The 13402-nt window shown below is 71.9% G+C and carries 14 protein-coding genes; 12 read left to right on the forward strand and 2 right to left on the reverse strand.

Features of this window, described 5'->3' with window-relative positions:
• The first annotated feature begins 86 nt into the window (after positions 1 to 86).
• On the forward strand, positions 87 to 683 hold the full coding sequence (gene msuE / locus INQ48_40235; GenBank protein QRF61602.1) for an FMN reductase: 597 nt from the start codon (positions 87 to 89) through the stop codon (positions 681 to 683).
• 25 nt (positions 684 to 708) lie between these two features.
• Here the strand turns inward: msuE and INQ48_40240 are convergent, their stop codons facing one another.
• Positions 709 to 1053, reverse strand: coding sequence for a DUF3088 domain-containing protein (locus tag INQ48_40240; GenBank protein QRF61603.1), 345 nt, complete (start codon positions 1051 to 1053; stop codon positions 709 to 711).
• Between the two features lie 170 nt (positions 1054 to 1223).
• Here INQ48_40240 and INQ48_40245 point away from each other — a divergent pair, with 170 nt between their 5' ends.
• The 5 genes from INQ48_40245 (at position 1224) to INQ48_40265 (ending at position 6097) form a co-directional block, all read left to right on the forward strand.
• On the forward strand, positions 1224 to 2576 hold the full coding sequence (locus INQ48_40245) for an LLM class flavin-dependent oxidoreductase (protein ID QRF63179.1): 1353 nt from the start codon (positions 1224 to 1226) through the stop codon (positions 2574 to 2576).
• Positions 2573 to 3646, forward strand: a complete 1074-nt coding sequence (locus INQ48_40250; protein ID QRF61604.1) for an LLM class flavin-dependent oxidoreductase — start codon at positions 2573 to 2575, stop codon at positions 3644 to 3646. Before INQ48_40245 ends, INQ48_40250 begins: the two co-directional genes overlap by 4 nt.
• A 19-nt stretch (positions 3647 to 3665) precedes the next feature.
• A complete protein-coding gene (locus INQ48_40255) occupies positions 3666 to 4775 on the forward strand; it encodes an LLM class flavin-dependent oxidoreductase (protein ID QRF61605.1) in 1110 nt (369 codons plus the stop codon).
• 55 nt (positions 4776 to 4830) lie between these two features.
• A complete protein-coding gene (locus INQ48_40260; protein ID QRF63180.1) occupies positions 4831 to 5709 on the forward strand; it encodes a class I SAM-dependent methyltransferase in 879 nt (292 codons plus the stop codon).
• Positions 5710 to 5815: 106 nt separating this feature from the next.
• Positions 5816 to 6097, forward strand: coding sequence for a hypothetical protein (locus tag INQ48_40265; GenBank protein QRF61606.1), 282 nt, complete (start codon positions 5816 to 5818; stop codon positions 6095 to 6097).
• A 307-nt stretch (positions 6098 to 6404) separates the two neighbouring features.
• On the opposite strand, the gene INQ48_40270 is transcribed toward INQ48_40265, so the two are convergent.
• Positions 6405 to 6785: a RidA family protein gene (locus INQ48_40270; protein QRF61607.1), complete on the reverse strand. Its 381-nt coding sequence runs from the start codon at positions 6783 to 6785 to the stop codon at positions 6405 to 6407.
• Between the two features lie 165 nt (positions 6786 to 6950).
• Here INQ48_40270 and INQ48_40275 point away from each other — a divergent pair, with 165 nt between their 5' ends.
• The 6 genes from INQ48_40275 (at position 6951) to INQ48_40300 (ending at position 13253) form a co-directional block, all read left to right on the forward strand.
• Positions 6951 to 7460 carry a sigma-70 family RNA polymerase sigma factor gene (locus INQ48_40275; GenBank protein ID QRF61608.1) on the forward strand — a complete coding sequence of 170 codons (510 nt, stop codon included), beginning with the start codon at positions 6951 to 6953 and terminating at the stop codon, positions 7458 to 7460.
• A 7-nt stretch (positions 7461 to 7467) separates the two neighbouring features.
• A complete protein-coding gene (locus tag INQ48_40280) occupies positions 7468 to 8442 on the forward strand; it encodes a FecR domain-containing protein (protein ID QRF61609.1) in 975 nt (324 codons plus the stop codon).
• Between the two features lie 176 nt (positions 8443 to 8618).
• Positions 8619 to 11102, forward strand: coding sequence for a TonB-dependent siderophore receptor (locus INQ48_40285; protein QRF61610.1), 2484 nt, complete (start codon positions 8619 to 8621; stop codon positions 11100 to 11102).
• Complete coding sequence (locus INQ48_40290) at positions 11102 to 11380, forward strand: hypothetical protein (GenBank protein ID QRF61611.1); 279 nt, start codon at positions 11102 to 11104, stop codon at positions 11378 to 11380. The genes INQ48_40285 and INQ48_40290 overlap by 1 nt, the downstream gene beginning before the upstream one ends.
• Entirely contained in the window at positions 11367 to 11663 is a 297-nt protein-coding gene (locus INQ48_40295) for a hypothetical protein (protein ID QRF61612.1), read from the forward strand. The genes INQ48_40290 and INQ48_40295 overlap by 14 nt, the downstream gene beginning before the upstream one ends.
• Positions 11664 to 11666: 3 nt before the next feature.
• A complete protein-coding gene (locus INQ48_40300) occupies positions 11667 to 13253 on the forward strand; it encodes a PepSY domain-containing protein (GenBank protein ID QRF61613.1) in 1587 nt (528 codons plus the stop codon).
• The last annotated feature ends 149 nt before the right edge of the window (positions 13254 to 13402 follow it).

Consider the following 13402-nt stretch of genomic DNA (forward strand, 5'->3'; position numbering starts at 1 on the left):
CGAGGTTCACGCGCCGCGCACGGCGCGCAGAATGGCCGCAGCCCTAGTCTGCACACGCGCAGCCCGCCGGCCGCGCCATCCATCCCATGCCCCAAACCCCCCTCAAGATCGTCGCCCTGTCCGGCGGCCTGCAACGCCCCTCGCGCACCCTGGTGCTGGTCGAGGAGCTGATCGAAGGCATCGCCCAGGCGATCCCCGTCGAGAGCCGCGTGATCGAGATCGGCAACCTGGTGCCGCAGTTCGGCGCGGTGCTCTACCGCCCGCAACTGCCGGCCGCGGTCGAGGAAGCCCTCGTGGCCCTCGAGTCGGCCGACCTGGTGATCGCCGCCAGCCCCGTGTTCCGCGGCGCCTACAGCGGCCTGTTCAAGCACTTCCTCGACTTCGTGCACCACGATGCGCTGATCGACAAGCCGGTGCTGCTGGCCGCGACCGGCGGCAGCGAGCGCCATGCGCTGGTGATCGACCACCAGCTGCGGCCGCTGTTCAGCTTCTTCCAGTCGCACACGCTGCCGATCGGCGTCTACGCCACCGACCGCGATTTCGAGAACTACCAGGTGCGCAGCGAACTGCTGCGCGCGCGCATCGCGCTGGCGGTCTCGCGCGCGCTGCCGGTGCTGCGGCAGCTGCAGCCGCAGGCCGAGCGCGCCGCGGCGCCGCGGCCGCAACTGCACGCCGTGGCCTGAAGCCGGGCCGCGCCCGGCCCGGGGGTCAATGCACCTTCGGGAAGCCGTGGCGCTCGGCCAGCAGCGCGAGGATGCGGCGCGTGTCGGTCACGAAGCGCAGGGCGCCGAGCGACTGCGCGTCGGCCGGTGCCGGCGACTCGTCGCCGAACACCAGCACCGGCAGGCTCTGGTGCGCCTCGTCGAGCACCGCCACCACGGCCGCGCGCGGGCGCGGGAACGGCAGCCGGTGCACCTCGAGGCGCGCGGCCTGTTCGGGCGCCGAGGCCAGCAGCCCCTCGATGGGCAGGCCGTCGGGGCAGACGAAGGCATCGCCCGGGTGCTTGTCGTCGGTGAAGCCTGCCTCGAGCAGGAAGAGTCGGTCGCGGCTCATGCGAGGAATCCTTTGGAAGTCGGTGAAATGAAGAACCCAACGATGGAGCGAAGCCGCTCGCGGGCGAACGAAGAAAAGCACATGTGCATATCCGCATCGCGCGCTTGCGTTCGGGCGCCGGAGACAGGGCGATGAGCGCAGGCACGAGTGGGGCGGGCGCGCGCCGCCAGATGCACCTGGGTGCCTTCTTCTTCGGCGTCGGCCATCACCTCGCGGCCTGGCGCCATCCCGACGTGGACCCGGGCGCCGCGAGCCGCATCGAGGCGCTGCGCGAATGGACGCGCATCGCCGAAGCCGCGAAGTTCGACGCCATCTTCTTCGCCGACAACGTCGGCCTGCCCGGACCGCCCGACGCGGTGGTGGCGAAGAACGCGCTGTGGTATCCGCTCGATCCGCTGGTTACGCTGGCGGCGCTGTCGCAGTCGACCACGCACATCGGGCTGGTGGCGACCGTGTCGGCCACCTACCTGCCGCCCTACCACCTGGCGCGCAAGTACGCCTCGCTCGACCAGGTCAGCGGCGGGCGCAGCGGCTGGAACCTCGTGACCTCGGGCAGCGATTTCGAGGCGCGCAGCTTCGGGCTGCCGCAGCAGTTCGCGCATGCGCACCGCTATGCGCGCGCCCATGAGTACGTGAAGATCGTCAAGGGCCTGTGGGACACCTGGGAGGACGATGCCTTCGTGCACGACAAGGCGGCCAATCGCTTCTTCGATCCCGCGAAGCTGCACCGCGTGGCGCACGAGGGCGAGCACTTCACGCTGCATGGCGGACTGCAGACGCCGCGCGCGCCGCAGGGCTATCCGGTGCTGGTGCAGGCCGGCTCGTCGGGCGACGGCCAGGACCTGGCCGCCGCCACGGCCGAGGTGGTGTTCACGGCCCAGCAGACGCCCGAGGACGCGCGCGCCTTCTACGCCGGCCTCAAGGCGCGGCTGGCCGCGCACGGGCGCGGGCCCGATTCGCTCAAGATCCTGCCGGGCATCTCGCCCTTCGTCGGGCGCAGCCAGCAGGAGGCGCAGGAGAAGTTCGAGCAGCTGCAGGGCCTGATCGACCCGGTGCTCGGCGTCGGGCTGCTGTCGACCTTCCTCGGCAACGTCGACCTCTCGGGCTACGCGGTCGACGATCCGTTTCCGCAGGACCTGCCGGTCACCGAGGGCTGGAAGAGCCGCCAGGCGCTGTTCTCCGAGATGGCGCGCCGCGACGGCCTGTCGATCCGCCAGCTCTACGAGAAGGTGGCGGGCGCGCGCGGCCACTGGACCGTGGTCGGCACGCCCGAAGCTATCGCCGACCAGCTCGAGCACTGGTTCAGCACCGGCGCGGCCGACGGCTTCAACGTGCTCGCGCCGACGCTGCCGCACGGCCTGAGCGACTTCGCGCGGCTCGTGATTCCCGAGCTGCAGCGGCGCGGGCTGTTCCGCACCGAATACACCGGCCGCACGCTTCGCGAGCACCTGGGGCTGGCACGGCCCGCGCATCCCGCCGCCGTGGCCGCATCGATTCCTTCCCACCGGCACGCCGAAGCATGAGCGAACCCACCGAATTCCTCTGGTACGTCCCCAACCAGGTCGTGGCCGGCCATCGCGGCGACGCCGCCGTCGAAGGCCACAACAGCCTCGATACGCTGACCCGGCATGCCCTGGCGCTCGAGGCGCACGGCTGGAAGGGCGCGCTGCTCGGCGCCGGCTGGGGCCGGCCCGACACCTTCACGGTGGCGACCGCGCTCGCGGCGCGCACCACCCGCTTCGAGCCGCTGATCGCGATCCGCCCCGGCTACTGGCGGCCCGCGCAGTTCGCCGCGGCAGCGGCCACGCTCGACCACCTGAGTGGCGGCCGCGTGCGCATCAACATCGTCTCGGGTAAGGACCAGCTCGCGGCCTATGGCGACAGCGAGGGCGACCCCGAACAGCGCTATGCGCGCACGCGCGAGTTCATCCACCTGGTGCGCCGGCTCTGGACCGAGGAGGGCGTGACGTATCGCGGCGAGCACTTCGGCGTGGAGAACGCCACCGTGCAGCCGCGCATCGAGGTGCGTGGCGCGCGGCGCCATCCGACGATCTATTTCGGCGGCGCCTCCGAGGCGGCCGAGCGGGTGTCGGCGACCGAGGCCGACGTGCAGTTGTTCTGGGGCGAGCCGCGCGACGGCATCCAGGAACGCATCGAGCGGTTGAAGGCGCTGAGCCAGAGCCTCGACCGCGATCTTCCGCCGCTGCGCTTCGGCCTGCGGGTCACGACGCTGGTGCGCGACACCACCGAGCAGGCCTGGGCCGATGCCGAGGCCAAGGTGGCGCAGATGGCGCGCGGCGCGGCACCCGGCGAGCCCGACCGCGCGCAGGCCGTGGGCCAGCGCCGGCTGCTGCAGCTGCACGAGCGCGGCGAGGTGCTCGACGACAACCTCTACACCACGCCCGGCAAGTACGGCGGCGGCGGTGCCGCCACCACCTGGCTCGTGGGCTCGGCGCAGGACGTCGCGCGCTCGCTGCGCAAGTACCAGGCACTGGGCATCACGCATTTCGTGCTGTCCGACACGCCCTATCTCCACGAGATCCGCCGGCAAGGCGAGCAGCTGCTGCCGCTGCTGCGCGATGCCGCCGCATGACCAACCCTTCCTCATCGCCATGACCTCTGCTTCTTCCAATGGGCCCGGCCCGCGCTTCGGCATCTGGGCGCTGGTGCACGGCAGCCGCGCCGCGCTGCAGGACCCCGACGAACCCTACGACGCCTCGTGGCGGCGCAACCGCGCGCTGGTGCTCGAGGCCGAGCGGCTCGGTTTCGATTCGGTGCTGGTGGCGCAGCACACGGTCAATCCGCACGATGGCGAGAGCGCGCAGCTCGAGGCCTGGACGGCCGCCGCGGCGCTGGCCGCGCTGACCTCGCGCATCGAGATCATCGCGGCCATCAAGCCCTACCTCTATCACCCCGCGGTGCTCGCGAAGATGGCGCTAGGCATCGAGGAGATCAGCGGCGGGCGCTTCGCGATCAACCTCGTCAATGCCTGGAACCGGCCCGAGCTCGAGCGCGCCGGCATTCCCTTCGCCGAGCACGATGCGCGCTACGCCTATGGCCGCGAATGGATCGAGGTGGTGGAGTCGCTGCTGCGCGGCGAGCGCACGCGCTTCGCGGGCGAGCACTTCAAGCTCGACGACTACCGGCTGAGCCCGGCGGGCCTGCACCGCGCGCGGCCGCGCATCTACGTGGGCGGCGAGTCGGAGCCGGCGCGCGCGCTGGTGGCCGATCGCGGCGACACCTGGTTCATCAACGGCCAGCCGCTGGCCGACGTGCAGGCGCTGATCGCCGACCTGCGGCGCCGCGAGCGTCCGGCCGGCTGGGCGCCGCTGCAGTTCGGGCTCTCGGCCTTCGTGGTCGCGCGCGAGACCGACGAGGAGGCGCGCGCCGAGCATGCGCGGTTGCTCGCGCTCGCGGCGCTCGACGCGCCGCTGCGCGCGGCCAACAAGCCCAACATCGATCCCAAGGCCGTGATGTTCCAGACCGCGCAGAAGTCGCCGCGCGTGGGGTCGAACGGCGGCACCGCGGCCGAGCTCGTGGGCAGCTACGACAGCGTGGCGCGCCGCATCGAGGCCTTCCACGCGGCCGGCATCGAGCTCTTCATGCTGCAGTTCCAGCCCTTCGAAGCGGAGATGCGCCGCTTCGCCGATCATGTGCTGCCGCGCGTGGCCGGCGCGGCCGCGCGATCGCTCGAAGCACGCGCGGATGCCGCCCTGGCCTGAGAGCGTCCATTTCGAGAAAGAGCAGCGTCCCATGTCCATCGCATCCCTTGTCGCCATGCCCGGCCATCACTCGGAGCGGCGCCGCGCGCTGCTGCTGGGTCTGGCCGCAGCGGCCATCGCGCCCGCTGCCATGGGCGCGACCGATCCCGCGCTCGCCGCGTTGCAGTCGGCGATCGACGGCCCGCAGCGCAGCGCGGCCAATCGCGCGCGCGATGGTGCGCGGCATCCGCTCGAGACGCTGTCCTTCTTCGGCCTGCGGCCCGAATGGTCGGTGGTGGAAATCGCGCCGGGCGGCGGCTGGTACACGGAGATCCTCGCGCCCTTCCTCAAGGCCCGCGGTCGCCTCTACGCGGCCCATGCGCCGGCCGACGGCACGCCCGAGCAGCAGCGTGCCCGCGAGGCCTTCGCGAAGAAGCTCGCGAGCGATCCCGCCGACTACGGCCGCGTGGTGCTCGGCACCCTTCCCACCGACCGCTTCACCGACATCCATCCGCCCGGCGGGGCCGACGCGGTGCTGACCTTCCGCAACATCCACAACTGGATCGCCGACGGCCATTTCGACGAGACCTTGCGCGCCTTTTACGACGTGCTCAAGCCCGGTGGCGTGCTCGGCGTGGAGGAGCACCGCGCGCCGCCCGGCACCTCGCTCGCACGGACCATCGACAGCGGCTACGTGGCGCAGGACTTCGTGATCGCGCGCGCCCGCGCGGCCGGCTTCGTGTTCGACGGCGAGAGCGAGATCAACGCCAATCCGCGCGACACGCGCGACCATGCGAACGGCGTCTGGGCGCTGCCGCCGACCCTGCGCGGTGGCGACGTGGAGCGCGCGAAGTACCTTGCCATCGGCGAATCGGACCGCATGACGCTGCGCTTCGTGAAGCCGCGGCGCGGGCCGGCGCGCGCCCAGGAGCGAAGCGCGCGAGCCGACGCGTAGCGCATTCGCGGCGTTTTCCGACAGAAGAAACAGCCGCCGGGCTTACGCCGCGACGCGCCGAGCTGCGAGCATGGGGGCCCATTTCTTTGCCCCATGGAGTCTCCCCATGCACCCCACCAGACTTGCCGTCGCAGCGGCCATCGCCGCGGTTTCGATGTCAGCGGCGCTCGCGCAGAACCCCGCGCCTCCGACGCCTGCGCCGGCGGGCGGGGCCGCCGCGACGTCGAATGCGCAGGGCAGATTGACCTCCGATGAATGGATCGCCGCGGGCGCCGGCGTCGCCATGTTTGCCGCGGCCATCAGCGGCAACAACGGCAATTCGGGCGGCGGCTTCGGCCTGATCCCCGGCACCGGGACCACCGGCACGACGGGAACGACCGGGCGCTGAGCGCGAGGCGTTCGCAGCCGCTCAAGATTCGGCCTGTTTGGCCCCCTCGGCGATCTTGTAGAGCAGCCGCAGGAACGTCTCCCGATCCTCCGCGCCGAGGCCGGCGCACACCTCGTCGTCGATCGAGCGCAAGACCTCGCGCCCCCGGCGGCGGGCAACTGGCCTTGGCCAAGGCCGGTCTGCTCGAGGATTTCCTCGCGTTGGCGCGCCATGAGGACCAGGGGCAACGCGGGCGCGAACAGCCTGCTGGCGCACATGGACCAACGGCGCGCGGGGGAGTGAGGGACACCCCGCACGCGAGAGCGCCTCAGCTGCGCAGCGCCGTCACCTCGATCTCGATCTTCATGCGCGGATCGGCCAGCCCCGCCGAGATCATCATCGCCGCGGGCCGCACCTCGCCGAAGTACTTGCGCAGCACCGGCCAGCAGACCTCGAACTCGGCGCCGTCGGGCAGCACATAGGTCACGCGCACCACGTCGCGCAGACTGGCGCCGGCCTCCCGCAGCGCCGCCTCGATGTTCTTCAGGCATTGCTCGGCCTGTTCGACCACGTCGTCCGAGATGGTCATGGTGGCGTAGTCGAAGCCCGTGGTGCCCGAGACGAACACCCAGTCGCCCGCGACGACGGCGCGCGAGTAGCCGATCTGCTGTTCGAAGGTGGAGCCGGAGCTGATGAGCTTTCTGGTCATGAGAGTGGTCCTTTGCGAAATGGGGTGGGTGGGGCAGGAAACGGCGGCTCGACTCTACCGGCCGGGGGCCAGGCCCGTTTCCGCCGGGCGCGTCATCCTCTAAAATGAGAACCATTCTTATTAATCCGGTGCCCCGTTCCTTGGAACCACCGGCCAGAGGTCCTCTTGGCGTTCACCGAAGCCGCATCCGCTCAGCCCGTCGAAGTCCTGTACAGCGACCACCATGGTTGGCTGCGCGGCTGGCTGCGCAAGCGGCTGGGCAATGCCTTCGACGCGGCCGACATCGCGCACGACACCTACCTGCGCATCCTCTCGACCGGCCGCGTGCCGCAGCCCGAGGAGTCGCGCCGCCACCTGACGCAGATCGCCAACGGCCTGGTGATCGACCTGTACCGGCGCCGGCAGATCGAGGCCGCCTACCTCGAGGCCATCGCCTGCATGCCCGCGGCGCTGGCGCCCTCGGAGGAGGAACGCGCGCTCGCGGTCGAGGCGCTGGTCGAGGTCGACACCATCCTGCACGGCCTGCCGGCCAAGGCGCGCACCGCCTTGCTGCTGTGCCGGCTCGAGGGGCTGAGCTACCGCGAGATCGCGCAGCGGCTGAATGTCAGCGTCTCCTCGGTCGAGAAGTACGTCGCGGCCGGCCTGCAGGCCTGCTACCGGGTGATGCATGGCTGACGCGCGCATGAGCCCGACCCCCGCGCTGCCCGGTCCGCTCGATCCCGCGGTGGTGCGGCGCGCGGCCGAATGGATGGCGCGGCTCTGGTCGGGCGAGGCCAGCGACCAGGACCGAGCCGCCTGCGAGCACTGGCGCGCCCAGCATCCGGACCACGAACGCGCCTGGAACCGGCTGCAGTCCTTCGAGGACAAGCTCCATGCCCTGCCGCGTGAAGCCGCGCGTCACGCGCTGCGCGAGCCGGTGCGCACGGGCCGGCGCCGCGCGCTGCAATTGCTGGGACTGACGGCCGCCGTCGGCGGCATCGCCGCGGCGCTGCGCGGCACCGAGACCTGGCAGCTCGCCGCGTCCGACCACAGCACGCGCACCGGCGAGATCCGCGAGATCGCGCTGCCCGACGGCACGCGCGTGGTGCTGGGCACGGCCACCGCCATCGACCTGCGCTTCGACGCGCACGAACGCCGACTGGTGCTGCGCGCCGGCGAGATCCTGGTGACCACCGCCCCCGATCCGGCCGGCGCGCACCGTCCGTTCCGCGTCCACAGCCGGCAGGGCAGCGTGGAGGCTCTGGGCACGCGCTTCAGCGTGCGGCAGGAGGCCGAGGCCTCGCGCGTGGCCGTGTTCGAGGGCGCGGTGGCGGTGCGGCCGGCGCGTGCGCCCGAGGCCATGGTGCGCGTGGGCGCGGGGCAGGGCACCGTGTTCTTCGCCGACCGTGCGCAGGCGCCCGATGCCGTGGCCGACAGCGCGGCCGCCTGGACCCGCGGCGTGCTGGTGGCCGAGGACATGCGCGTGGCCGATTTCGTCGCCGAGCTGGCGCGCTACCGGCCCGGCGTGCTGCGCTGCGATCCCGAGGTGGCCGAGCTGCGCGTGACCGGCGTGTTCTCGCTGCGCGACACCGACCGCGCGCTCGAGAACCTCGCGCTCGCGCTGCCGGTGTCGGCGGCCTACCGCACGCGCTACTGGGTCACGGTGCGGGCCCGGTAGACAGTCGGCGGCCGAAACTTTTTTCGTTTTTTTCGCGTTGCGGCTTGAGGTTCCGCCTTTCTCGTCCGGAAGACATGGGAGCACCAGACATCTTCCGAACTGAAAGGACCCCCGTCATGGCGAAACGCCTCCCGCAGCGCCCCCTCCCTCCACGCAGGCCGAGGCGCGCCGCCCCGATGACCGCGCCGAGCCGCCTCGCGGCCGCGCTCTGGATGGGGCTCGCGCTCGGCGCGACCACCGTCGGCCTCGCGCAGGCCCAGCCCGCGGGCCAGGCCGCGGCCGATGCCAGGCGCGGCTTCAACATTCCCGCCGGCCCGCTCGATCGCGCGCTCGGCAGTTTCGCGAGCGCCGCGGGCGTCGAGCTGTCGGTCGATGCCAGCCTGCTGCGCGGCCGCAGCAGGGCCGGCCTGGCGGGCAGCTTCACGGTGCGCGAAGGCTTCGCCGAGCTGCTGCGTGGCCATGGCCTGCAGGCCGTGCGCCAGGCCAATGGCAGCTTCACGCTCGATGTGGCACCCCCGCCGCCAGCGCCGACCGGGGCGGGCGAGGTGCAGGCCGGCCACGGCATGCTGCCCGAGGTGCGCGTGCACGACAGCGCGCCACCCGAGACCGCCACCGGCCCGGTGGTCGGCTATGTCGCGAAGCGCAGCGCCAGCGGCACCAAGACCGATGCCTCGCTGCTGGAGACGCCGCAGCTCGTGAACGTGGTGACGCGCACGCAGATGGACGACCAGGGCGCGCGCACCGTGGCCGAGGCGCTGCGCTACACGGCCGGCGTGCTGGCCGAGCCCAACGGCTTCGACGTGCGCTACGACTGGAACTACATCCGCGGCTTCAACACCTTCGGCACCCAGTGGCTCGACGGCCTGCCGCTGCCCGGCGATCCGGCCAGCTATGCGGTGCCGCGCATTCCGGGCTATGCGCTCGAGCGCGTGGAGGTGGTCAAGGGGCCGGCCTCGGTGCTCTACGGCAAGGCCATACCGGGCGGCCTGGTGAACCAGGTGACGAAGCGGCCGCAGGCGGTCGCGCAGCGCGAGGTGCGGCTGTCGGCCACCCACTTCGGCGGCGCCGAGCTCGCCACCGACCTCACGGGCCCGCTCGACGAGGACGGCAAGTTCCTCTACCGGCTGATCGCGCTGCGGCGCGACGCGCACACGCAGGTCGACCTGGAGCGCGACCGCCAGACCATGATCGCGCCCAGCCTCACCTGGCGGCCGTCGGCCGACACCTCGCTCACCGTGCAGGCCCACTACCAGAAGGACGATCCGCGCATGAGCCCGCGCTTCTACCCGGTGGTCGGCTCGCATGTGCCGAGCCCGGTGTTCGGCTACATCCCGCGCAGCCTGTACCTGGGCGAGCCGTCGACCGACAGCTTCAACCGCAGCTACAAGTCGCTGGGCTACAGCTTCGAGCACCGCTTCAACGACACGGTCTCGGTGCGCCAGAACCTGCGCTACGGCCATGCCGAGCAGGACATGTTCCTGGTGCGCGTGCATCCCTTCAATGCCTACCAGCCCGACGGCCACACGCTCAACCGCGTCTCGGCGATCTCGGACGACGACATCCGCTCGCTCTCGGTCGACACCCAGCTCGAGGCGCGCCTGCGCACCGGCCCGCTCGCGCACACGCTGCTCGCCGGCGTCGACCACCTGCGCGGCAAGCTGTCCTTCAACTTCGCCAACAGCGCCATCGGCGTGCCGCCGCTCGACGTGCTGAACCCGGTCTACGGCCTGCCGGTCACGCGGCCGAGCAGCTACACCAACTCGACCTTCCAGGCGGTGCGCCAGACCGGGCTGTACCTGCAGGACCAGATCCGCTGGGGCCGCGCCATCGCCACGCTGGGCCTGCGCCACGACCGCTCGTCCATCGACACCACCAACCGCATGCTGGCCTCGCGGCCGGTGGTGCCGACCGAGGACTCGGCCACCACCGGCCGCATCGGCCTGGGCTACGTGTTCGACAACGGCGTCGCGCCCTATGCGAGCTATTCCACCTCGTTCCTGCCGGTCACCGGCGTGGACCGCTACAACCAGCCGTTCCGCGCGCAGAAGGGCCGGCAGTTCGAGCTCGGGCTGAAGTACGAGCCGACCGGCGGCTGGGGCTTCATGACCGCGTCGCTCTACCAGAACGACCTCGAGAACAGCCTCACGCCCGACCCCATGGACTCGCAGCGCTCGGTGCAGTCGGGCCGGCAGCGCCTGCGCGGCCTCGAGCTCGAGGCCAAGGCCGAGCTCACGAAGCGGCTCAGCATGATCGCGGCCTACTCGTACACCGACTCCGAAGTGCGCAGCAGCAACGACCGCAACCAGCTCGGCCGCCCCACGCTGCGCACGCCGCGGCACCAGGCCTCGGCCTGGCTCGACTATCGTTTCGAGAGCGTGCCCGGCCTGCAGGCAGGCATCGGCGCGCGCTACATGTCGGCCTACGACACCGCCGGCACCTACGACCCCTACCTGCGCGTGCCCGCGCTGTTCCTGTGGGACCTCGGTGCCTCCTACGACCTCGGCCTGCTTGGCGATGCCTGGAAGGGCGCGCGGCTGCGCCTGACGGTGGCCAACGTGTCGGACCGGCGCTATGTCTCGCACTGCCTGATGCTGGCCGGCTCGCCCTGCAATTACGGCGCGCGCCGCACCGCCACCGCCACGCTCTCGTACGCCTGGTGATGGCGGCGCTCGCGGGTCTTTGCACGCTGCTCGGCGCGCTGTGCGTGTACCGGGCCGCGCCGCATCAGCGGCTCGGCGGCGCGGTGTCGACGCCGCGCGTGTGGCGCGGCATCGGTGGCGTGCTGGTCGCGCTCGGTGCGGGGCTGTTCTGCCGTGCGCTGCAGCCGGCGGCCGGCCTCTTCAGCGCCCTCACGCTCCTGATGTGCGCGTGGATCGCGCTGCCGTACGCCACCGCGCTGCGGCGCTCGCCGAGCGAGGACCGCCATGGCGCGCGCTGAGGACCGGAGCGGCGCGACCTGGTGCGGGCTTGCGCTCGCGGGCGCGCTGCCCGGCTTCGCGCTCGCGATCGCGCTGTCGGGCCTGTTCGCCTGGCTCGGGCCGGGCGGCATGGCGCCGCTCAACAAGTACCAGTTCAACATGTGGATCGTGCCGCCGCTGTGGCTGGGCATCTGCTCGGCGGTGTTCATGTTCCGCTCGGCGCTGCGCGCCTGGGCCGGGCTGGGTGGCGCCACCGCCGTGGCGGGCGCGGTGCTGTTCGCCGTGCGCCATCTCTCGGGCTGAGCCATGCGCGCCGACACCCTTCGCACCTACAAGACGGTCCACACCTGGACCGGCATCGTCGCGGGCCTCGCGCTCTTCATCGCCTTCTATGCCGGCGCCCTGACCATGTTCAAGGGCCCGCTCGACCGCTGGGCCACGCCGCCCGCGGTGGTGGCGGCGCAGTCGCCGGGCACCGACGAATTGATCGCGCAGACGCTGGCCGCGCGGCCCGATGCGCGCGCCGATTTCACCCTGCATCGGGCGCGCCACGGCGCGCCCGAGCGCGTGACGTGGAAGGCGCGCGGCGAGGAGCGCGGCTGGAGCGCCAGCTTCGCGGCCGACGGCACGCTGCGCATCGCACCTGACGCGCCAGCTGGCCTCGGCCAGTTCATCGACGTGGTGCACCGCACCGTCGCGCTGCCGGTCGACCTCGAGACCGGCACGCTGGTCATGGCCATCGTCAGCGCGCTCTATGCGCTGGCGATCGTCTCGGGCGTGGTCGTGCTGTGGCCGACGCTGGTGAAGGACTTCTTCGCCTTGCGCGTCGGGCGCAACCTCAAGCGCATGTGGCTCGACGCGCACAACGTGATCGGCATCGTGAGCCTGCCGTTCCACCTGGTCATGGCGCTGAGCGCGGTGGTGTTCGGCATGCACGACCTGATCTACGACGCGCAGAAGGCCGTGGTCTACGGCGAGCCGCGCTTCGAGCGGATCTGGAAGGCCAGCGGCCCCTTCAGCGCGATCCGCCCCGATCCCGCGCCGGCCGCGCTGCTGCCGCTGCCCGCGCTCGAGGCACGCGTGCGCGCGCAGGCCGAGGGCTTCGTGCCGCACACGCTGCGCTTTCGCGGGGCCGGCACGGCCGGTGCCGCGGTCTGGATCGCGGGCGACATGCCGTGCTGCATGACGCGCCAGGCGCAGGGATCGTTCGTGCTGGCGAGCGCGGTCGACGGCCGGCTGCTGCACACCGAGTACCTGGCGGGGCAGCAATCGGGCTGGATGGCCTCGGTCTCGGCCTTCTTCGCGCTGCATTTCGGCGCCTATGGCGGCGGCACCGTGCGCTGGGGCTATTTCTTCCTCGGGCTGGCCGGGGCCTTTCTTTTCTATTCGGGCAACCTGCTGTGGGTGGAGTCGCGCCGGCGTGCCGAGCGCGGCGGGGCACGCGTCGAGCAACGCCGCTCGAGCCGGTGGATGGCCGCGGGCACGGTCGGCGTGTCGCTCGGCTGCGTGGCGGCGCTGTCGCTCACGGTGGCGGCCGAGAAGTGGCTGTGGGCCTGGCAGGGCGAGGTGCCGGCGCCATGGCGCGAGCATCTCTATCACGCCGTGTTCCTGGGCAGCGTGGCCTGGGCCTTCCTGCGCGGCGCTTCGCGGGGTGCCGTCGAGCTGCTCTGGCTGGCCGCGGCCGCGGCCCTGGCGGTGCCGCTGACCGGCATCGCCGGGTGGTTGCTGCCGTCCTCGGGGTTGTGGCTGCGCGCCGATGCGCTGGGCGTGGATGCCTTCGCGCTGCTCGGTGCCGCTGCCTTTGCGTGGATGGCGCTGCGCACGGCCCGCCGCGTGCGCGAAGGGCCGGCGGACAGCGTCTGGGCCGCGCGCGCATCTCGGCCGGCAGGCTGAGCCCGTGACGCGCCGGCGCCGGTCGTGGCGACGGGGCACTTTCCTCAGGCCCGCCACGCCGGTGTCCGACAAGCCCGGCATGCCCAAAACTGTAAATTCCTGTGTCAGCGAACCGGATTCTTCGGTTATTTTCCCTGCCGACCTGGCGG

The sequence above is a fragment of the Variovorax paradoxus genome, assembly GCA_016806145.1.
Classification (GTDB): domain Bacteria; phylum Pseudomonadota; class Gammaproteobacteria; order Burkholderiales; family Burkholderiaceae_C; genus Variovorax.

What these genes read in the sequence shown, in the direction of transcription:
- msuE (QRF61602.1), top strand. Translation starts at nt 87, where the DNA reads ATGCCCCAAACCCCCCTCAAGATCGTCGCCCTGTCCGGCGGCCTGCAA.
- INQ48_40240 (QRF61603.1), bottom strand. Translation starts at nt 1,053, where the DNA reads ATGAGCCGCGACCGACTCTTCCTGCTCGAGGCAGGCTTCACCGACGAC.
- INQ48_40245 (QRF63179.1), top strand. Translation starts at nt 1,224, where the DNA reads ATGCACCTGGGTGCCTTCTTCTTCGGCGTCGGCCATCACCTCGCGGCC.
- INQ48_40250 (QRF61604.1), top strand. Translation starts at nt 2,573, where the DNA reads ATGAGCGAACCCACCGAATTCCTCTGGTACGTCCCCAACCAGGTCGTG.
- INQ48_40255 (QRF61605.1), top strand. Translation starts at nt 3,666, where the DNA reads ATGACCTCTGCTTCTTCCAATGGGCCCGGCCCGCGCTTCGGCATCTGG.
- INQ48_40260 (QRF63180.1), top strand. Translation starts at nt 4,831, where the DNA reads ATGCCCGGCCATCACTCGGAGCGGCGCCGCGCGCTGCTGCTGGGTCTG.
- INQ48_40265 (QRF61606.1), top strand. Translation starts at nt 5,816, where the DNA reads ATGCACCCCACCAGACTTGCCGTCGCAGCGGCCATCGCCGCGGTTTCG.
- INQ48_40270 (QRF61607.1), bottom strand. Translation starts at nt 6,785, where the DNA reads ATGACCAGAAAGCTCATCAGCTCCGGCTCCACCTTCGAACAGCAGATC.
- INQ48_40280 (QRF61609.1), top strand. Translation starts at nt 7,468, where the DNA reads ATGAGCCCGACCCCCGCGCTGCCCGGTCCGCTCGATCCCGCGGTGGTG.
- INQ48_40285 (QRF61610.1), top strand. Translation starts at nt 8,619, where the DNA reads ATGACCGCGCCGAGCCGCCTCGCGGCCGCGCTCTGGATGGGGCTCGCG.
- INQ48_40290 (QRF61611.1), top strand. Translation starts at nt 11,102, where the DNA reads ATGGCGGCGCTCGCGGGTCTTTGCACGCTGCTCGGCGCGCTGTGCGTG.
- INQ48_40295 (QRF61612.1), top strand. Translation starts at nt 11,367, where the DNA reads ATGGCGCGCGCTGAGGACCGGAGCGGCGCGACCTGGTGCGGGCTTGCG.
- INQ48_40300 (QRF61613.1), top strand. Translation starts at nt 11,667, where the DNA reads ATGCGCGCCGACACCCTTCGCACCTACAAGACGGTCCACACCTGGACC.